At 57.8% G+C, this 20,539-nt stretch carries 17 protein-coding genes and 3 pseudogenes; 11 read left to right on the top strand and 9 right to left on the bottom strand.

Annotated features, from left to right (window positions below):
- The 8 genes and pseudogenes from nifE to N2597_RS31990 form a co-directional block, all read right to left on the bottom strand.
- Positions 1-1,491: a nitrogenase iron-molybdenum cofactor biosynthesis protein NifE gene (nifE, locus tag N2597_RS31955; protein ID WP_011053415.1), complete on the bottom strand. Its 1,491-nt coding sequence runs from the start codon at positions 1,489-1,491 to the stop codon at positions 1-3.
- 58 nt (positions 1,492-1,549) lie between these two features.
- Positions 1,550-3,091: a nitrogenase molybdenum-iron protein subunit beta gene (gene nifK, locus N2597_RS31960; protein WP_004677342.1), complete on the bottom strand. Its 1,542-nt coding sequence runs from the start codon at positions 3,089-3,091 to the stop codon at positions 1,550-1,552.
- A 123-nt stretch (positions 3,092-3,214) separates the two neighbouring features.
- Positions 3,215-4,717, bottom strand: coding sequence for a nitrogenase molybdenum-iron protein alpha chain (gene nifD, locus N2597_RS31965; protein WP_010023084.1), 1,503 nt, complete (start codon positions 4,715-4,717; stop codon positions 3,215-3,217).
- 107 nt (positions 4,718-4,824) lie between these two features.
- Complete coding sequence (gene nifH / locus N2597_RS31970; RefSeq protein ID WP_004675840.1) at positions 4,825-5,718, bottom strand: nitrogenase iron protein; 894 nt, start codon at positions 5,716-5,718, stop codon at positions 4,825-4,827.
- 419 nt (positions 5,719-6,137) lie between these two features.
- A pseudogene (locus N2597_RS31975) lies at positions 6,138-6,350 on the bottom strand (integrase core domain-containing protein); the annotation flags it as partial.
- A gap of 1 nt (position 6,351) precedes the next feature.
- A pseudogene (locus N2597_RS31980) lies at positions 6,352-6,594 on the bottom strand (nuclear transport factor 2 family protein); the annotation flags it as partial.
- Between the two features lie 204 nt (positions 6,595-6,798).
- Positions 6,799-7,053 carry a ferredoxin gene (locus tag N2597_RS31985; RefSeq protein WP_004678571.1) on the bottom strand — a complete coding sequence of 85 codons (255 nt, stop codon included), beginning with the start codon at positions 7,051-7,053 and terminating at the stop codon, positions 6,799-6,801.
- Between the two features lie 20 nt (positions 7,054-7,073).
- Positions 7,074-8,252, bottom strand: coding sequence for a cytochrome P450 (locus tag N2597_RS31990; RefSeq protein ID WP_010009913.1), 1,179 nt, complete (start codon positions 8,250-8,252; stop codon positions 7,074-7,076).
- A 306-nt stretch (positions 8,253-8,558) separates the two neighbouring features.
- On the opposite strand from N2597_RS31990, the gene N2597_RS31995 reads away from it, so the two are divergent.
- Entirely contained in the window at positions 8,559-8,732 is a 174-nt protein-coding gene (locus tag N2597_RS31995; protein ID WP_010009909.1) for a hypothetical protein, read from the top strand.
- A 596-nt stretch (positions 8,733-9,328) separates the two neighbouring features.
- Positions 9,329-10,045 carry a Crp/Fnr family transcriptional regulator gene (locus tag N2597_RS32000; protein WP_010009905.1) on the top strand — a complete coding sequence of 239 codons (717 nt, stop codon included), beginning with the start codon at positions 9,329-9,331 and terminating at the stop codon, positions 10,043-10,045.
- Here the strand turns inward: N2597_RS32000 and N2597_RS32005 are convergent.
- A pseudogene (locus N2597_RS32005) lies at positions 10,035-10,124 on the bottom strand (L,D-transpeptidase); the annotation flags it as partial. The gene N2597_RS32000 and the pseudogene N2597_RS32005 overlap by 11 nt on opposite strands.
- A gap of 803 nt (positions 10,125-10,927) precedes the next feature.
- On the opposite strand from N2597_RS32005, the gene N2597_RS32015 reads away from it, so the two are divergent.
- From N2597_RS32015 to N2597_RS32055, 9 genes are all read left to right on the top strand, one after another.
- Positions 10,928-11,467 (top strand): peroxiredoxin, encoded by a 540-nt coding sequence (locus N2597_RS32015; protein WP_004678566.1) that lies wholly within the window; start codon positions 10,928-10,930, stop codon positions 11,465-11,467.
- Between the two features lie 75 nt (positions 11,468-11,542).
- On the top strand, positions 11,543-12,994 hold the full coding sequence (gene rpoN, locus N2597_RS32020) for an RNA polymerase factor sigma-54 (protein WP_011053429.1): 1,452 nt from the start codon (positions 11,543-11,545) through the stop codon (positions 12,992-12,994).
- 529 nt (positions 12,995-13,523) lie between these two features.
- Positions 13,524-13,841, top strand: coding sequence for a HesB/IscA family protein (locus N2597_RS32025; protein ID WP_009995752.1), 318 nt, complete (start codon positions 13,524-13,526; stop codon positions 13,839-13,841).
- Between the two features lie 969 nt (positions 13,842-14,810).
- Entirely contained in the window at positions 14,811-16,007 is a 1,197-nt protein-coding gene (nifS, locus tag N2597_RS32030; protein ID WP_012489549.1) for a cysteine desulfurase NifS, read from the top strand.
- A 339-nt stretch (positions 16,008-16,346) separates the two neighbouring features.
- Entirely contained in the window at positions 16,347-16,730 is a 384-nt protein-coding gene (gene nifW, locus N2597_RS32035) for a nitrogenase stabilizing/protective protein NifW (protein ID WP_008536550.1), read from the top strand.
- 176 nt (positions 16,731-16,906) lie between these two features.
- The gene (locus N2597_RS32040) at positions 16,907-17,755 is read left to right on the top strand and encodes an electron transfer flavoprotein subunit beta/FixA family protein (RefSeq protein WP_004678528.1); all 849 of its coding nucleotides are present in this window, start codon (positions 16,907-16,909) and stop codon (positions 17,753-17,755) included.
- A gap of 15 nt (positions 17,756-17,770) precedes the next feature.
- Entirely contained in the window at positions 17,771-18,880 is a 1,110-nt protein-coding gene (locus tag N2597_RS32045; RefSeq protein ID WP_183736570.1) for an electron transfer flavoprotein subunit alpha/FixB family protein, read from the top strand.
- Between the two features lie 9 nt (positions 18,881-18,889).
- Entirely contained in the window at positions 18,890-20,197 is a 1,308-nt protein-coding gene (locus tag N2597_RS32050; RefSeq protein ID WP_008536548.1) for an FAD-binding protein, read from the top strand.
- Between the two features lie 12 nt (positions 20,198-20,209).
- Positions 20,210-20,509 carry a ferredoxin family protein gene (locus tag N2597_RS32055; RefSeq protein ID WP_004678523.1) on the top strand — a complete coding sequence of 100 codons (300 nt, stop codon included), beginning with the start codon at positions 20,210-20,212 and terminating at the stop codon, positions 20,507-20,509.
- Positions 20,510-20,539: the final 30 nt, after the last annotated feature.

The raw sequence follows: 20,539 nt of genomic DNA on the forward strand, positions 1-20,539 counted from the left end.
TCAACGCTTGCAGAAGCTGCCGGCGACCGCGCCGACAAAGTTTTGCAAGACGTACCCAGTCTCGTTCTCGCTCTTGGTATTCGTCAGTTCTTCTTCCACCGCATGCTGGCATTCCCACGGTGCCGGCTCCCGCACCTCCATCCAGATCGGATTGTGAATAGCAAGATCGATCTGGCGAACGAGCTCCACCATGCCGTCATAGCCGGCATAGGGGTGGTGGCGTTCCTGGTTGATATCGAGCCAAGGTGTCTTGGCCTTCAGCGCGATGAATTGCGTGCGCCCGCCAGACAACATGATGTCGGCTTTACCGTCGGCGAGCATGTTATAAAGCTCGCGCGGCGCCATTGACTCGAACAGGTGGTTTTCGTCTTTCAGGAGTTGCTTGATACGTTCCTTGTCTTCAGGCGTGGATTTCTTGACCGAGGTGCCCACGATCTCGATGCCCACCTCCATCAGCGCATGGACAACCGACCAGGACTTGACGCCGCCGGTGTTGAGCAACACGCGCTTGCCTTCAAGCCTTGGTCGATATGCTGCGAGTTTCATCCAGGCAATCGCCTCCTCCTCCGCGATCAATGCCTCGGTGCGCTCGAGGATTTCGGGATCCGCCCCCTGCATCACGAGCAGCTTGGCGATCTGTCTGAGTGCTTCCGAGGTGTCGGTAATTCCGTAAAAGGAGCCTTCGAAGAACGGGATATCCCACAGCTCCTCCATTTTGCGGGCGAGGTTGATGAGTGCTGTCGAGCACACCAACATGGACGCCTTGGCGCGATGCGCAGAAGCAATGTCAAGATATCGGGCGTCTCCTGGAATGCAGGCCCTTACTCTGATCCCCAGCCGGTCAAGAAGCGGCTTTACCAGCCAAAACTCGCCGGATAGGTTGAACTCACCAATGATATTGATGTCGTAGGCGGTCACGTCGTTCGGCTCTACGCTGCCGATCACATGATCGAGCAACGCTTCACCGGCGAGCTTATTGCCAAGGTTCTTGGAGCCGGCAAAGCCCGGTGCGTTGACCGGCACCACCGGAAGGCCGAATTTTTCCGCGGCCCGCTTGCAGACGACCTCGATGTCGTCGCCGATCAATGCTGTCACACAGGTCGAATAGACGAAAATCGCCGGTGGAGCATGGGCCTCCTTGATCTCGCGGATTGCTTTAAAAAGTTTCCGCTCGCCGTGCCCCATCACCACTTCGGTTTCAGTGAGGTCGGTCGTGAAACTGGTGCGCCAGAGCGTTGGACCTGAAGAAGCCGATCCTCGGTTGTCCCAGGAATTGCCCTCACAGCCGAGAGGCCCATGGATCAGGTGCGCGACGTCGGTGATCGGCTGCAGCACGATCTTGGCGCCATCGAAAGCGCATCCGCCGGCTGCCGCCCCGGGGATCAGCGGCTTCGAACAGCCGTTTTTGCGCGCCTTGGAATCCTTGCTGCGGTTCTTCTCGCAGGCAGGCTCGTCGAAGACATCCTGGACTTTAGCATTGAGCAAGGGCATTGCGGTCTCCAAGTTCAGATGAAGGCGGCCGGCCTCACAAGGCCGACCGCCGCCGCTCCTAGCGGGTCAGGTCGTAAGAATAGTCCGTCACACCCGGCTCGCTCGTCTCGCGATCGAGCTTGTCGAAGATCTTGTCGAGGATCGTCGTCAGGACGCGCAGGCCGCCCTGGTAGCCCATGAGCGGGAAACGGTGGTGATGGTGCCGGTCGAATATCGGAAAGGTCAGCCGGATCAATGGGGTGCCGGTGTCGCGCTCGAGATACTTGCCATAGGAATTGCCGATCATAAGATCAACCGGCTCGGTAAAGAGCAGCGAGCGCAACGCCCACAGGTCCTTGCCCGCCCAGACCTGGGCATCCTTGCCGAAGGGCGAGGATGCGAGCAACGCCTTCATCTCGGCTTCCCAGGCCGACGTGCCGTTGGTAGCAAGGCAGTGGGTCGGCTCACCGCCGGTTTCCAAGACGAACCGGGCAACGGCGTAGACGAAGTCAGGATCGCCGTAGATCGCGTATTTCTTCCCGTGCAGCCAGGCTTGGCTATCTGCCATAGCGTCGACGAGACGGCCGCGTTCCAGGCCGATTGCCGGAGGAATTTCCTTGCCGGTAATCTCCGAGACCTTCATCAGGAATTCGTCGGTCGCCTGAACACCCAGCGGATAATGGAACGAAGCCGTAACCTGACCGACCTCCTTGCAATATTCCAGCGTTTTGCGCGTGTTATAGTGCTGCAGCGACAGGGTCGCTTCGGCATTCAACGCCGTTTTCAAGTCCTCGATCTTCGTGCCGCCGTCATACATGCGGTACGTACCGTCAGACGGCGTGTCGAACTGGTCGGAGGCATCCTGGATGAAGATGTAGGATACGCCCATCATGTCGAGCAGGCGCTTCAGTTCGCGGTTGTTGCCGACGCAGAAGCCGTCGAAGCCGGGAATGATGTTGATGGCTTGAGCAACCTCCTTCCGCTCGTTGCCTTTCCAGAAGTTCTCCAGAATGCCCTTGATCATGCCGTCATAGCCATCGACGTGGCTGCCGACGAAGGCAGGCGTGTGGGCGAAAGGAACATCGAAGTCGTGCGGGACCGACCCTTCGTTCTTTGCGTTTTCGATGAAGCCGTGGAGGTCGTCTCCAATGACTTCGGCCATGCAGGTGGTCGAGACGGCGATCATCTTCGGATCGTAGAGCTTGTATGTATTGGCGAGCCCGTCGACCATGTTCTTCAACCCGCCGAACACTGCCGCGTCCTCCGTCATCGAGGACGAGACCGCCGATGAAGGCTCCTTGAAGTGACGCGACAGATGCGAACGGTAATAAGCGACGCAGCCCTGGCTGCCATGGACGAAGGACATCGTTTGCTCAAAGCCTGCGGCTGCGAAGACGGCACCGAGCGGCTGGCAGGCTTTGGCCGGGTTCACGACCAGGGCTTCGCGGCCCAGGTTCTTTTCGCGATACTCCCAGGTCTTCGTGAAGTCGTTTTGATCGGCAACGACCTGATCCGGGTGGGGGCATTCGAAATTGGCTTTCTTCTCGGCGAGCATCTGCCTGTATTCCGGCTCGCGGAACAGGGGAGCATGGTCGAGAACTTTTTCCGCCGACTGCGGCATAGTAAGCACCTTTCTTTTCATCGCGCCGCACCGGTGGCGGCAATGGGATGTCATCTGTCACGAGTGCGGATCAAGTCCGATGGGAAGAGCCTGGCCTGCCCCTTCCCAAGACAGGCCAGGCTCTCATTCGGCCGCAACCGCCTCAGCTGGCGCGGCCTCTTTTTTCCAGGGGACGTCGTAGAGATCCCACACCGGATTATTGATGGCCAGATCCATGTCGCGGGCGAATATGGCGAAGCCGTCATAGCCGTGATACGGGCCGGAATAATCCCAGGAGTGCATCTGGCGGAAGGGGATGCCCATCTTCTGCACCGGATACTTCTCTTTAATGCCGGACCCAACAAGGTCGGGGCGGATGCCTTCGATGAACTTTTCCAGCTCGTAACCGGTCACGTCGTCATAGATCAGCGTACCCTTGTTCACATAATGGCCGGTGCGCTGATAGTCGTCGTTGTGGGCGAACTCGTAGCCGGTGCCGACGATCCGCATGCCGAGGTCCTCATAGGCCGTGATGACGTGGCGAGGACGCAGGCCGCCGACATAGAGCATCACCGTCTTGCCTTCGAGGCGCGGCCGGTACTTGTCGACGACAGCATCGACCAGGGGCCGGTACTTGGTGATGACAGCCTCGGTCTTGTCGACGATTTCCGGACCGAAGTGCTTGGCTATTTCGCGCAGGGAGGTTTCGATCTGGGACGGACCAAAGAAATTGTATTCCATCCACGGGATGCCGTATTTTTCCTCCATGTGCCGACAGATGTAGTTCATCGAGCGGTAGCAGTGGATGAGGTTCAGCTTGGCCTTTGGCGCGCGCTCGACCTCAGCGAGCGTGGCATCACCCGACCAGTTGCCGACCACGCGCAGCCCCACCTCCTCCAATAGAATGCGCGTAGCCCACGCGTCGCCACCGATATTGTAGTCGCCGACGACGTTGACATCGTAAGGGCCGGTCTCAAACTCGACTTCGTTCTTGTCGAAAACCCAGTCACGGATGGCGTCGTTGGCGATGTGGTGGCCGAGCGATTGCGAGACGCCGCGGAAGCCCTCGCAGCGCACCGGCACGATCGTCTTTTCGTGCTCCTTGGCCTTCTTGCGCGACACCGCCTCAATGTCGTCGCCAATCAGCCCGATCGGGCATTCCGACTGCACGCTGATGCCGTTGTTGAGGGGGAAAAGCTCCTCGATCTCGTCGATGACCTGTTCAAGCTTCTTGTCGCCGCCGAACACGATGTCCTTTTCCTGGAAGTCTGAGGTGAACTGCAGCGTCACGAACGTGTCGATGCCCGTCAGGCCGACGTAGTAGTTGCGGCGTTGCGACCAGGAATAATGACCGCAACCGACCGGCCCGTGCGAGATGTGGACCATGTCCTTGACCGGCCCCCATACCACGCCTTTGGAACCGGCATAGGCGCAGCCGCGGATCGTCATCACGCCCGGAATGGACTTGATGTTCGATTTGACGTCGCATTCGGAAAGGGCCTTCGGCTCATCGCCAGGCTCGTCGCCGCTCGTTGCGACGCTGAGGTGCTTCTTGCGGCGCTTCGCCGCCTTGTCTGGATATTGCGCTAATACTTCCGCAATGAGCTGTTCATGCAAAACGCTGTCATTCTCGTAATCAAGGCTCATGGGCCCCTGCCCCCTTTCAAGGTTCGGGTTAGGTCGTCGTCGCCGAAGCGGCTTTCTTGGAAGGACGCGCTGGCGCAAGGGCCAGCGCGTCCTGTCGACAGCGGCAGTTATTGAGCCGCAACCACCGCTGACTCCTTGGCCTGTAGTTCGGCCAGCATCTGCTCGTCGCTCTTCATGATGCCGAAGTCGAGCAGCATGTCTTCGAGCTCTTCCATGGTAATCGGGGTCGGAATGGTCCCTTGGCCCGAATTGGCATGGATCTTCTCGGCTAGCGCCCGATATTCCCCGGCCTGCTTGGAGTCCGGCGCGTACTGGATCACCGTCATCTTCCTGAGCTCGGCGTGCTGGACGATGTTGTCACGCGGCACAAAGTGGATGAGCTTGGAATTGAGCCTGGCAGCCAGCGCCTCGGAGAGGTCGAGCTCGCGGTCCGTCTGGCGCTCGTTACAGATCAGGCCGCCGAGCCGCACGCCGCCGGAATGGGCATATTTCAGGATGCCCTTGGCGATGTTGTTGGCGGCATAGAGCGCCATCATCTCGCCGGACATCACGATGTAGATCTCCTGGGCCTTGTTCTCACGGATCGGCATCGCAAAGCCACCGCACACCACATCGCCGAGCACGTCATAGGAGACGTAGTCGACATCGTCATATGCACCGTTCTCTTCAAGGAAATTGATCGAGGTGATGACGCCGCGCCCGGCGCAGCCGACGCCCGGTTCCGGACCGCCGGACTCCACGCACTTGATGCCTTTGTAGCCGGCCTTGAGCACGTCCTCGAGCTCAAGGTCTTCCACCGAACCTTCCTGCGCTGCCAGATGCAGAACCGTGTCCTGTGCTTTGGCGTTCAGGATCAGCCGGGTGGAGTCGGCTTTCGGGTCGCATCCGACGATCAGGATCTTCTGCCCGAGGTCGACAAGCGCTGCGAGCGTATTTTGGGAGGTGGTGGACTTGCCGATCCCCCCTTTGCCGTAAAATGCGATTTGACGCAAATCTGACATATCGCCTTCCTTCTTTCGTTCCATCCATCGCTGAGTAAAAGGCAGGCAGCTCGCGCCGCCTCGCATGGCAATCTTCAAAACCCGTGCCATGTGGGCCGATCGAGCCAAAGGAAAGATCTTTTTGTTGGGTTTCAGAAAGTTACTCCGAACCACCACAGGAAACTGCCAAACAAACCTAATGTCGCCGATCAGACAAAGCCGACAGACGGTGTCGTGATGGCATCACTTGCACCGCTAGGTCGACCGCGACTATCAGCAGGACAACGGATCCGAAAACTGGAGACAATCGCACCCAGCTCCCAATCGAAAAATGTTGAAGCTTTCGATCCTGACCTGCCGCTGACGGCGATTAGAGCCTCGGCGGTCTTGAACCGCTCCCAAACGTTGGACCACCGGATGCTAGAGTTTTCCGGCTTCATTCAGGGAGGCGGGCTGGTTGCGCCTCCCGAATTCACCAACGAGATCGGCGCCTTGTTGCCGATCGCACCATGAGGTCTTTCCTCATTGTAGTATCTACGCCAATCCTCCATCTTTTCGCGGGCATCCGCAAGGGTCAGGAACCAATGCTGGTTCAGGCATTCTGCACGGAAGCGGCCATTGAACGCTTCGATGAAAGCATTATCAGTCGGCTTTGAACTCAATCAGAATGTTCGTGATTTGATGGATGTTGCGCGGTCCCGTCTTGAAGACACCAAGGGCGAACTCGATGAAGCCCTCGGCCGAACCGGAATAGGTCCCGTGATTGTCACGTGCATCGGGCCAGTAGGAACTGCGCAGCGCCCTTTCATCGGCGCGGTCTATCCCGCGGCAATACCGATAGAGGCAGTCGCGGAGCGCCTCGCGGTCGAGCAATTCGGTAATTTTTTTGTGTTTCATCGCTTGTCGCACATCTGATATCGGGGCGCTTACCCATCCAGTGACGCAGCCAGCTTTCAACTGCTCGGCTGACGTAAGGAAAAACCCTCCCTCTGCTTAGGCATGCATGTAAACAACTGCCCCTAGAAGTAGACATCAATGGGAGAGCTGCGGGTAAGGTGTTTGGACAGCGACGGCGCCGTCATGCACCAGTTGCGTTGCGTTTCAACCCCCACAATGTTGGTTGAACAAAAGGCGATCGAGCAACGCATCCGAAACGCAATCTATCTCCAGCGCACGTTCAGGGCAGGATCGAGCGCCTCGCGACGCGAACAGTTCGTCCCTCTCCTCGACATCGATTGCACCGGGCAGTATGTATCCCTCGTCGTCAAGATTGAATATTTCGGGCGCTTGGGCCCAGCATCTTGCATGACCTTGGCATTTGGAAGTGTGCACTATGACGCGCATACGGTACTCCATGTCTTTCCTCCTCTCAATTATCAGGACCAGTCCAGGATCAGATTCTCCATTCCAAACACGTGGCCCCCATAGGTGATGGGCGCCGTACCATCCTTGATACGGAAGTCAGGGATGCGCGACAGCCACTCCTCCAGGCCGATGACGATCTCTCGCCGGGCAAGGTGTGATCCAAGACAGCGATGGGGACCGTACGCAAAAGCGGTGTGGCGATTGTCTTCTCGTGCCAAATCGATCGTGTTCGGATTTTCGAATTCCACCGGATCACGATTGGCAATCATCGTGGCGCAGGAAATGTAGTCCCCCTTACGGATCGGCGCGCCTTCGAAATTGATATCTTTCGTCGCCACACGGATCATCTGCACGGTCGAATAGGCGCGAAGCAGTTCTTCGGCTGCGAGCACAATTCGATCCGGTTTGCTCCGCAGCAATTCCTGTTCTGTCGGATTGCGCGCGAGATAGGCCAGGTCAAAGCCGATCGCCGTTGCCACGGTGTCCAGTCCCGCGACGAATAGAAGCACGCCTATTCCATGGATTTCCTGGTCTCTCAACAGGCGGCCGTCGACCTTTGCCTGCACGACGAAGGTCATGAAATCGTCGGCCGGTTCTTTGCGGCGCATCGCTGCAAGTTCATCGATGAACGCCAAAATTGTTCGGGCGGCTGCGGTTCGTCTGATGCCGTCGCCGTGGAGCAGGTCCTTCCCCCAGCCCACGAATGTATTGAGGCGCTCATCGGATAAGCCGAGCAAACGGAGGAAGATACTAACCGCAAAAGGAAAGGCGAAGTCCGTCAAGATGTCGCAGCTTGTGCTCGACGCGGAAATCTTGGAAATCAACGCAATCGCCCGATCACGGACCGCCGGTTCAAGCTCCATTATCCGCCTGGGCGAAAGCAGCGGATTGAGAAGTGAGCGAAACACGCTGTGAGCCGGGGGGTCGAGTTCAAGCGGGATCAGCGGCCAGTTTTCGCCAAGCGCCGAGGCGAAAAGGCTCCGATGGCTGGAAAAGGTTCCGGTGTCCTGCAGCAATTTGCGTTGGTCCTGAGCGCGAACGATGACCCAGGTACCTCGGCCATCGCGCGTATTGCAGGGAGAATAAAAGATTCTCGGTCCATTATGGAGGCAAGCGACAGCTGCGTGCGGATCCCCATTTGGCATGCGCTCCATGCCGGGCGACGTGAACAGGCTGAAGTCCTTCACCATTTCGGGAGGGACATGTTCTGGAACCCTAATGGTAGCCACTGCTTTTCTCCTGTCATCAAAGCCCCTTCGCCGAGAACGAATTCTCCTCGGAGAGGGAGCGAGCAAAATCGTTGAGCGCCAGATTTCCAATCTCAGCAGCGCGAGGCGCCAATGACATGCGATGCAGCGATCAGATCGCCGTGCGGCTCGAAATCCACGCTGCTTTGTTGGCCGAAGTCGAAATTTCTTGGATGCCTCGCCCGCCCTTCCGGTCGACATCGGATTTTCACGGGTACCTCTCTTCCGGTAAATGCGTTCTGAGCACAGATGCATTTTGATTTCCTCCGCTCCATGGCGGTCACCAAAGAAACCGGCCGACAGTCCTTGCCGCCCCGCAAGAAGAACTTCAAAGTTCATGCCAATTTGATTGATTTGGCCGGAAAGAAATTTTTCAATTGCCTTTCAGCGCTTTGGCTCAAGGCAGAACTAAAGATTGGCTGATCAAGGCCGTGTCGCGTATCTAACAAAACCCGACATCAGGTGCCGGATGCCATCTATTCAGGTGCGACTTTTTTCCAGCCACCACAGCCGGGGGCCAGAGACAGCGCGACGAGTAACGAATGTCCTGATGTACTGCGATGCAGTGGGATAGCTTGAGGGTGGGTAGCTTTGAATTGTGGCATCGAGCTAGCGGCGGAATTCCGGGAACAGCTCGAAGCGTGCTACTCCTTTGTCCTGAATGTCAGTTCTACCAGCCCGACGACACCACCCTAAGAGTCGGCGGCAATCTGCCGATTGGGTGTTGCCTGACAGCAATGGGTATGGTGGCCTACCGTCCGCCGAGACGGAAGGCGATGGCCGCAGAAAGCCCGCTCAAGCGGCGGGCCGAAAATGCCGTCCGAAACAAATCCACAAACTACCCTGCCTGGCACGGCAAGAGCGTGGGTACGGAGATTTGATCTGGATCAAATCGCAATCCCGATGAAATTGATAGCCATCAAAGACGCGCTGGAAGAAATAGGGATAGCCGAAGTCGCAACGGCCGCGTGGTCGTCTCGGGCATGTCCGGCATAGGCGGTTTTCGAAGGGATCAGGACATGGACGTCGCACGCAGTGAGGTTCTCGTGATTGGCACTTCCGTCGCTTGCCGTTCCTGCCAGGCGCGGCACGGCGTCGTTTGCGGCGCCTTGTCGGCTGGCCAGCTTAGCGAACTTGGCCGCCACTCGCTGCGCCGCAAGGTCGACGCAGGCTGCGAGATCATTGCACAAGGATCGGAAAACTCTTTCTATTCGAACATCACGCGCGGCGTGGTGAAGCTCTGCAAGGTGATGTCGGACGGGCGCCAGCAGATCGTTGGCCTGCAATTCGCCCCCGATTTCGTCGGCCGCCCCTTCGTGCGCGAAAGCACGCTGTCGGCCGAGGCCGCGACCGATGCGGAGATCTGCGTGTTCCCCCGCAATTTGCTCGAACGCATGATATTGGAGACTAGGGAATTGCAGCGTAGCCTGCACGCTCAGGCGCTGAACGAGCTGGATGCCGCGCGCGAATGGATGCTGACGCTCGGCCGGCGGACCGCCGAGGAGAAGGTCGCAAGCCTGCTCCACCTCATTGCCGCCCACGCCGAGACGGCGACGAGCACTGCCTTCGATCTGCCGCTATCGCGTGCCGAGATTGCCGACTTTCTCGGGCTGACGATCGAAACCGTCAGCCGCCAGTTGACCCGGCTTCGCAAAGAGGGCGTCATCCGCATCGAGAACATCCGGCATATCACCGTGCCCGACATGGATGCGCTCGCAAAGAAAATCAGCGGGTAATTACCACCCGCGTATTGGAAAGGCCAGCCTGGCGCGCCAGCGTAAAGAACTAGGCGGCATTGTCGGGATGCAGACGGACGTGCCGGGCGCTACCACATCGAGCATTCCGGGCGAGAAAACTTCTAGTCCCGGAGCCGCCGGCTTGCAGCTCGGGATAGCCGCCGGGCAGGTGGGTGGCGTCGCCATCGGCGCCGGGCGCCCAGCAGGTCGCCAGCGAGCTGAGCGGTGAGCGGTGAGAGGAACAAAATATCAGCTCCGCGGCGACGTCAGCCGAGCAACAAATGCTCGTAGGCCAAAGGCTACATAGCGCGACCCGGGTGCCGGTCGGCATCAGCCGATCGATATTGGCGGCTGCGAGCTCTTCACGCCCCCAACCTGCGGATATCCGCCATCGTCGTCTTCTGTGACGAAATTATCGGAGCCGTTTGCGTTTCACCATTTTTCGATGCGCGGTCCGAGCCTGGCGCCCCCTTTTTGTCGGACCTCAAACTTTCTTGTGCAGTTTCAAACAAGAAAACGTGCGCGGGTAGACATACGCACGAGCAGAACCTCAAACCTCGTGACCCGCGCCTTCCCGCCGCGACCGGACTGGCGGGCAGTATGCTAAGGTTCTAAAAGGCGGCAGAGAAACCTTGATCGAGATGCGGTCGGAAGTAGCCGAAACAGCGCCCGGCCGTCAGCGCGGCACAACGGCTTCACAATTCGCTCGCCCGCACGAGCAGCGCACGAGTGCGGCGACGAAGGCCCTGTGCTGACCGCAAGTCCATCTCCTTCAGGCCAAATGGCATGACGCTTGCTTGCCCTGGCGTGTGGGCCGAGGTCGGATTCGTGTTAGCCGTGACTGAGAGGCCGCAAATAAATTTTCCTAGAGGAGCTTCATTGATGACCATGGAAAAGCAGGTCCCTATTGTCACCTTTCGCACGCGGGTTCGCGACGAGTCTATATCCGGTCCCAACCCCTACCGCTGGGAAGACAAGACGACCGACGACTATTTCAGCGGTAAGCGGGTAATCCTTTTTTCGCTGCCGGGCGCCTTCACGCCAATCTGCTCCACCTTCCAACTGCCTGATTTCGAAAGTCTTTATGTCGAGTTTAAGAAGAATGGCATTGACGACATCTACTGTCTCTCCGTCAACGATGCCTTCGTCATGAATGCTTGGGGCAAGTCTCAGGGGTTGAAAAATGTCAAGCTTATCCCGGACGGTTCGGGAGAATTCACTCGGAAAATGGGTATGCTCGTCGCCAAGGACAATCTCGGTTTCGGTCTGCGCTCCTGGCGCTACGCTGCCGTGATCAATAATGGCGTCGTGGAGGGGTGGTTCGAGGAAGAAGGCTTTGGCGACAACTGCGCGACCGATCCGTATGGCGTTTCTTCGCCGCAAAACATTTTGAAATGCCTTAAGGCCCCAGCCTTCGTATGAGCATTGAAGCCAACGACCAGCAGCTACGACTTGTCGTGCACACCTGCGCCGAATGATAGGAGTTTTGCTCGAACCATGAAGTCCTTTACAAGCCTTCATCAGCGTCAGCAGCAATCGCTGGTTATTACGCCCCAGCTCATCGCGTCTATTCGCTTGCTGCAGCTGGCGCACACCGAACTGAATCAGTTCGTGGAACAGGAAATCGAGAAGAACCCATTTCTCGACCTGGCGTCGAATGACGGCGGGGCTTCTGGCGTATCGCCAACTGCGGCGGATGATCCAAATATCAGCGCACGCGAAGACCACGTTGATGGACCGGCCAGGACGGACATGCCTGAGCTGTCTAGTCCCTGGAAATCAATCCGTGACACAGGCAACCTTTCGCCGGGGGAAAGGCCTTCCCTGGATGAGTTCGCCGCCTCAACTGAGACATTGCACGAACATGTCGCCCATCAGATCGCCCTCACTGCCTTCACACCCCAGGAGCGGCTGATTGCTGGCGCGCTTGCCGACCATCTGGATGACACTGGGTATCTGCAAGTGAACCTTCTGGAGCTAGCAGAGAGGCTAAATAGCCCTGAGGCTGGAGTGAAGCGGGTTCTTGAGGCTTTGCAGCTATTTGACCCGCCGGGCATATTTGCGCGAAGTCTGGGCGAATGCCTCGAGATTCAGTTGCGCCAACGAGACCGGTTCGACCCGGCCATGGCAGCTCTGGTCGCAAATCTCGAGTTGCTTGCGCGACGCGATTTTCGAGCACTGAAGCGACGTTGCCGGGTCGATGAAGACGACCTTCTCGATATGTTGAACGAAATTCGTGCACTTGACCCAAAGCCTGGAAACCAGTTCCAGTCCGCAAGGTCGGAATCCATCATACCCGACGTCTTCGTCCTACCCTCGCCGGGAGGCGGATGGCACGTCGAGCTTAATCGGGAGATTTTGCCCAAGGTACTGATCAACCAAACCTATTTTGCGCAAGTTACTCGCCTAACCGCCCAAAGCTCGAAAGATCAGTCATTCCTGAACGAATGCTTCCAGAGCGCGAGCTGGTTGGTTCGGAGTCTCGATCAGCGCGCCACGACGATCCTTAAGGTGGCGACCGAAATCGTGCGCCACCAGGATGTCTTTTTGGAAGATGGCATTGCTCATCTTCGCCCTCTCAATCTTAAGACCATCGCTGACGCGATCGACATGCACGAGTCCACTGTAAGTCGGGTAACGTCGAACAAATACATTCTCACGCCCCGCGGCGTGTTCGAGCTCAAGTATTTTTTCACCGTCGCGATCCCGTCCTCACAAGGCGGTGACGCGCACTCGGCCGAAGCTGTGCGCCATCAGATAAGGGCACTTATTGCCGCAGAGACGCTCCATGATGTGCTGTCCGACGATGGCATCGTTGCCAAGCTCAAGGAAACAGGCGTCGACATTGCTCGCCGCACAGTCGCCAAATATCGCGAGGCGATGAACATCCCCTCGTCCGCGCAACGCCGGCGGGAGAAACGGTTTGTACTGGCGGCCGCGGAGGGATAAGTCCTTTGTACCGTAGGTGATGCCCTTTTCCCAAAAACCGCGGAACTGAGGCACATGTGACATTGTGCTTAGTCCTCTCCATGGAGGATCGACTTCATATGGGCTGGCGACCGCAGCCTCGTCACGGGAGCTTCAAAAGTTGTTCCGGCCGCTTAAGCTGACGTTCCAGAAAAGATTAGATGTCTGTTCCATAGCCCAAGCGCTTAGGGGCTAAGCGGTTAATCACGAAAACTCGTGCAGAATTTTTATGTCGCGCAAGCGACAAATCTAGAAGCAGTTGTCGCCTCCCATTCATTTTCGCCGAACCGCTGGGATTTCGGTGCGGCGGCAACGAGAGCCTCAACCGAAAATGATAGACGGAGATACGCGGGCAGACGTTCTGGAGTTGGCGCGCTTTCGAGATCTCCGATGTTCGACGACGCAGGAATACAACACGCGGGCTGATCGAACTCTTGGCCTTCCTCACCGCTTGGCACGACGCATGCACGGTAATCCGAAAATGCGCCATCGAACAAAAAGGAATCATCCCATGATCAAGCTCACAGAGAATGCCGCCGCCATCATGAACGTAACGCTTTCCCGAGCCGAGCAGGCGGAAGGCTTTCGCATCGCGGTCGAGGCAGGTGGATGCGCCGGCTACAAATACCTGGTGGGGCTAGAAAGCGTCCAGGGCCAGGGCGACGCGGTGATCGAAACAAATGGGGTCAAGGTGTTCGTTGACGCAGACTCGCAAGCACACATCAACGGCATGACGATCGACTTCGTGACGGGACCAGAAACCTCCGGTTTTGTCTTCGACAATCCCAATGCGCACCAGAACTGCACTTGCGGCAAATCCTTCGGCTGATCACCGAGAAAGCGAGAGAGCCATGCGGAATTATTGCGAAAAGGTCATGGTTTCCTTTTTCAATCCGAAGAACGACGGCGTGCAGGAAAATCCCCTCAGCGAGACCGGGGCAGTTTCCTACGGTAGAGGGCCTGAATTGATAATTGGAGTCGATCCAACGGTGGAAGCGTTTCTGGTGACGCCGTCGTCCTTGCGTTCCAACCCAGCGACCGCCTTCTCGCCAGCGCTGGCCGAACTCATAACCCTAAAGCCCGCCGAAGCGCCTCAAACCGTCCGTCAGGAGACAGCAGGCTTTTTAAGCGGTTTGCTGCCGGAGAGAAAGGTCTGCTCATCAACGGATTATCCTGAGGCAGCAAAATTTTTTGGCGGGCATCCGGGCCAGGATTCCAAAGGAGACGCCCCCTCTGCAAGCAGTTCCGCGCCGAGGAAAGGTGAGCGAAGACGCGTGCGTGTCAAGAGGCTTGATTTCATGACCAAGTCGCTCACTTCGCTAGATCTGGCAGTAGACGGACGACACTCGTTCAAGCCGTCGAAGACGTGTCAGCGGTTTATACAATACTGGTCGTCGAAAGCCTCGTTCCGGCAGAGGAGGACGATCAGACCGTCACAACAGAAATCTGAGGCCTGGAGAAATTGGCAGGGTCGAAATGGATGTTGTAGCCGGCAATCGCGTAGGACAGGGTCTAAAAATCGCCGCAGCCTGCAACAGTTCAGTTCTCAGCGACAAGCTAAGCTGGCGACCCATCTAGTTAAGCAGCCGCGGCGAATCCAACCGTTGGAAAAGGCGCGAGCGCACAACGTTCTTCCCTTCCTACTGATGGCGGCTATGCGACGTTATCGATGCCAACAAGATCGCGTGACGCGCCATCGCACGACTCCACCCCGCGCTGCTTGCCCGAGGCTATCAAACAACAGCATGTGCAAGACGCCGCAGCATTGTCACCGCTTCCCCTCAGTCGAGATCCACCCATGAGAGCGATCTATCTCGACAATAATGCAACGACCAGAGTCGATCCTGAAGTGGTTGAAGCCATGCTGCCGTTCTTTGCGGATCAGTTTGGAAACCCTTCGTCGACGCACGCTTTTGGCTCCTCCATCCGCGAGGCGGTGAGGAAGGCGCGCCGGCAATTGCAAGCGCTGATCGGCGCCGAGTTCGATCATGAGATCGTGTTCACCTCGGGGGGGACGGAAAGCGACAATGCGGCGATCCTTTCGGCGCTGGAGGTGATGCCTGAGCGCACAGAGATCGTGACTTCCGCAGTCGAGCATTCAGCGGTGCTGACACTCTGCGGCCATCTGGAGAAGACGCGCGGCATTAAGGTACACAGGATCCCAGTGGATCGACATGGACGTCTCGATCTTGACGCCTATGAGACCGCCCTCACTCATCGTGTAGCGATTGCTTCGATCATGTGGGCGAACAACGAGACGGGAACCATTTTCCCGGTCGCTAAGCTTGCCGAGATGGCCAAGAGAATCGGTGCACTTTTCCACACCGACGCGGTCCAGGCGGTCGGCAAGGTTCCAATGGACCTCCAACCTACTGCAATCGACATGCTTTCGTTGTCCGGACACAAATTCCATGGACCAAAAGGCATTGGTGCACTCTATCTCAGGCGGGGCTTATCTTTCTCCTCACTGATCAAGGGAGGTCATCAGGAGCGCGACCGACGCGCAGGGACAGAAAATACGGCCGGGATTGTCGGTTTAGGCAAGGCTGCCGAACTCGCCCTGAAATCAATAGACGACGAGAGCACCCGATTAAAGTCGCTCCGAGATCGATTGGAGAACGGCATTGTCCAGCGTGTTCCAGGCGCCTTCGTAACCGGCGATAGGCTTAAGAGGTTGCCGAACACGGCGAACATCGCCTTTCAACGTGTCGAAGGAGACAGTATGCTCCTTCTTCTCAACCGCTATGGCATCGCCTGCTCTTCCGGCTCTGCTTGCTCCTCCGGTTCGCTGGAGCCGAGCCATGTCTTGAGGGCAATGGATATCCCTCATGCTATGGCGCACGGAACAATCCGCTTCTCGTTCTCGCGCGATAACTGTGACGAGGATGTCGACCGGGTGCTCGAAGTTTTACCGGGCATCGTTGAAAGGCTCCGGAGCCAATGCCGTTCCGGCCACGTGGCCGACACGAGCAGCCGGGTTCGTTCAGGGGAGTAGGAGCAGGCACGCTCATGAAACGGCAATTCCTTTTCACCGATACGACCTGCATGACGGCACCGGCATCGTATGAACGATCAGGTAAAAGCCGGGGCTCTCAGTCACATAGATCGCCGGTTCACCGCCCATGCGTGTTCGTGGAGGGGGCCCAGCGCCATATCATCTTAATCAATCTCTCGACACCATCGGTGGATCGCATCCGACCACCAGCCTATGCCGACTCCAGTTGCAACGCGACTGCCTTGCGCCTAGCCGCGTCGAACCACGCATTCCGTACGTTGCAGCTTAAGCTACGGGAGAACGATCTCGCGATCACCGCTCACGACCAGGGGGAATCTTATGTGCCGTTGCTCCGCTGACAGCAGTCCCGTCGATGTCAAAGACATCCTCAATCGGCTGAAATCTCTCTCGGCTGCGGAGGAGTTCTTCGCAGCCCTAGGGGTCCCCTATGACCCTAAGGTTCTCGATGTCTCACGACTCCATATCATGAAGCGTATGGGCCAATACCTCGCGGCAGAGGACTTCTCCCATCTCCCAGACCGGGTAATCGCTGCTCGTGCCCGTGCCATACTGGAAAGGGCCTACTGTGATTTCGCGACCTCCGCGCCGCTCTCGCACCGGGTCTTCAAGGTGCTCAAGGACCACAATCCGAACAGACCTGTCACACCCGGCCGCACCGTTGTCCCGTTAGACTCTTTCCTGAAGCCGTTCGAAAAGAAGTGAGCACGGTTGCGACACGACAATGTCGGGAAGCTTACAATTCAGTCATATGCTAGCAACGTCGGAATCGAAGCCATTTCAATGTGATAGAGAACGCCAAACGGTTGGCACGAATGATGCACGCAAGCATGTGTACTGACAAGCCCGCCACCCATAGAGGGAGGGAGTAAGAAACCGCCATGCACATAGTTATCTGTATCAAACAGGTACCGGACTCCGCACAAATACGAGTGCATCCGGTGACGAACACAATCATGCGTCAGGGAGTGCCAACCATCATCAACCCCTATGATCTGTTCGCCCTTGAAGAGGCGCTCCAGTTGCGCGACCGCCATGGCGGCGAGGTGACCGTGCTCACCATGGGGCCGCCCATGGCAGAGGACGCGTTGCGCAAGGCGCTCACCTACGGCGCCGACCGCGCCGTACTCTTGACCGACCGTCATTTTGCCGGCTCCGACACTCTGGCGACCTCGTTTGCTCTTTCGCGAGCCATCGCGAAGATCGGAGAGGCCTTCGGTACGCCCGATATCGTCTTTACGGGCAAACAGACCATCGACGGCGATACCGCCCAGGTTGGGCCTGGCATCGCCAAGCGCCTCGACCTCCTGCAGCTCACCTACGTTGCCAAAATCGTCTCTGTCGACATCAATGGGCGCGAGATTACGGTGGAGCGCCGCTCGGAAGGGGGCACGCAGACGCTGATGAGCAAGCTCCCTTGCCTAATTACAATGCTCGAAGGCACAAACGAAATCCGCCGCGGCTCGCTCGATGACGCGCTACGGGCCGCGCGCAGCCAGATCGTGAAGTGGAATGCGGCCGACGCTGGCATAGAGGACCTCACCAAGTGCGGCCTGCGTGGCTCGCCAACCGTCGTTAAGAGGGTCTTTGCCCCTCCTGAGCGGGCGGAAAAGGCGGAGCAGATCGACACCGCGGAAAAAACACCGCGCGATCTCGCGGAGGAGTTGATCGCTGGGATCTTTTTGCGCCAGCCGGCGCTCGAAAGCGAACTCGCCTTTGACGGCGAATGAAGGCAAGGAGCGACGATGTTGAGCACGAATCGAGAGAGCCCTCCTCCAGCCGCTGGCCGTGCCGCCATGAAGAAAGAGCTGCCCGATCAGTTTAAGGACCATCGGCACGTTTGGGTCTTCATGGAGCTGGAGCGCGATCAGGTGCATCCCGTCTCCTTCGAGCTGCTCGGCGAAGGCCGCAAGCTCGCCGACAAGCTGGGCGTCCAGCTTGCCGGCGTCGTTCTCGGACCACCGGGAGAGGCCACGTGGTTTGCCATCGCCGAGGCTTTTGCTTATGGCGCCGACCTGGCCTACCTCGTCGAGGCCCCACTGCTCGCCGACTACCGAAATGAGCCTTTCACCAAAGCATTGACGGATCTGGTTACTAACTACAAACCGGAAATCCTTCTTTTAGGGGCAACGACGCTCGGGCGCGACCTTGCCGGTTCCGTGGCGACGACCTTGTTGACAGGGCTCACGGCGGATTGCACCGAACTTGATATGGATGCGGACGGCTCGCTTGCGGCGACCCGGCCGACTTTCGGCGGCTCCTTGCTTTGCACGATCTACACGCTCAACTGCCGGCCGCAGATGGCAACGGTCCGGCCGAGGGTCATGGCCATGCCTCCGCGCGGGAATAATAAGATCGGACGCGTCATTCAACACAAAGTGTCGATGATCGAGGAAGAGATCGTCACTAAGGTCCTCGGTTTCTTGTCCGATGGCCAGTCGGCGACGGCGAATCTCGCCTATGCGGACGTCGTGGTTGCTGGAGGCCTCGGTCTCGGCGCGGTGGAGAACGTGAAGCTTATGAAGAAACTCGCGCGGACGATCGGGGCCGATTATGGCTGTTCGCGCCCCCTCGTCCAAAAGGGCTGGATGCCTGCTGATCGGCAGATCGGCCAAACTGGCAAAACTATCCGGCCGAAGCTTTACATAGCAGCCGGCATTTCCGGCGCCATCCAGCATCGCGTTGGCGTCGAGGGAGCTGATCTTATTTTAGCCATTAACACCGATCCTAACGCGCCGATTTTTGATTTCGCCCACCTCGGCGTCGTCACCGATGCGATCCGTTTACTGCCGTCATTAACGGAACTCTTCACCCATCGACTGTCGCCGCACAGTCGCGATAAGCTTGCAAACTGAGGGCGCCCCATGACTGAGGAAAACTTCGACGCCATAGTTATCGGGGCCGGCATGGCCGGAAACGCAGCTGCTTACACGATGTCGAACCGCGGCATGAAGGTGCTGCAGTTGGAGCGTGGCGAGTATCCGGGCTCCAAGAATGTGCAGGGCGCCATCATGTACGCGGACATGCTGGAGAAAATCCTGCCGGATTTCCGGGATGATGCGCCTCTGGAGCGGCACTTAGTCGAGCAGCGCTTCTGGATGATGGACGACTCGTCCCACATCGGTATGCAATACCGGTCGGACGACTTCAACGAGTCGAGACACAATCGCTACACGGTCATTCGCGCCCAATTCGACAAATGGTTTTCACGCAAGGTGCGCGAGGCCGGAGCGACGCTTCTATGCGAGACGACCGTGACGGAACTCGTTCGTGATCCAAAGGGCAAGGTGATTGGCGTTCGCACCGACCGCGCCGGCGACGTGATTCTTGCTGACGTGGTCGTTCTCGCAGAGGGCGTCAATGGGCTGCTCGGCACGCGTGCTGGATTGCGTGACACGCCAAAACCGGAAACTGTCGCGCTCGCCGTCAAGGAAATGCATTTCCTGGCCGAAGAGGTAATTGACCAGCGGTTCGGCCTCCAGGCCAATGAAGGCTGCGTCATCGAGGCAGTTGGCACGATCTCTCGCAACATGGCCGGGCTTGCCTTCCTCTACACCAACAAAGAATCGATCTCGATCGGCATTGGCTGCCTTGTCTCCGAATTCGCGGCAACAATGGAAAGTCCTTATGATCTGCTCGAAAAATTCAAAAGCCATCCGTCGGTAAAGCCGCTGATCGCAGGAGCGGAAGTCAAGGAATATGCGGCGCATCTCATTCCAGAAGGTGGTTACAAGGCAATTCCGCAGCTTTTTGGTGACGGCTGGGTCGTCGTCGGCGACGCGGCACAACTTAATAATGCGGTGCACCGCGAGGGGTCCAACCTCGCCATGACGTCGGGGCGCATCGCCGGCGAAGCAATCGTCCAGATCAAGAATCGCAAAAAGCCGATGGTCAAGGAGAACCTCTCCCTTTACAAGTCGATGCTTGAAAAGTCGTTCGTTATCAAAGACTTGCGGAAATACAAGGACATGCCTGCCCTGCTGCACACCAATTCCCGCAATTTCTTCACGACTTATCCAAGGTTGCTGTCGCAGGCCGCACAGAACTTTGTGCGAGTCGATGGCACCCCGAAGATCGACAAGGAACGGGCGACCACGGGCACCTTCATCAAGGCACGCTCCCGCTGGGGGCTGTTTGGTGACGCGGTTCGCTTGGCGCGCGCGTGGCGATAAAGGAGAGATGAGATGACGGTTGCAGTGACGAACATACGCGTAGAGGACAAGCTTTACCAAAATCGATACGTGGTCGATGCCGGACGCCCGCATATTAGGGTGCGTCCACACGATTGGCCAAGCGTAAATCTGTATGCCCTCACAAGTGTCTGTCCGGCCAAGTGCTACGAATTGAATGACCAGGGCCAAGTGGAGGTTATCGCCGACGGGTGCATGGAGTGCGGCACGTGCCGCGTACTCTGCGAGGCAAGTGGAGATATCGAGTGGAACTATCCGAGAGGCGGTTTCGGCGTTCTCTTCAAGTTCGGATAAAGGTTTGCAACTCCACGATTCAGAACCAAC

Source organism: Rhizobium sophoriradicis (assembly GCF_025200795.1).
GTDB lineage: Bacteria > Pseudomonadota > Alphaproteobacteria > Rhizobiales > Rhizobiaceae > Rhizobium > Rhizobium sophoriradicis.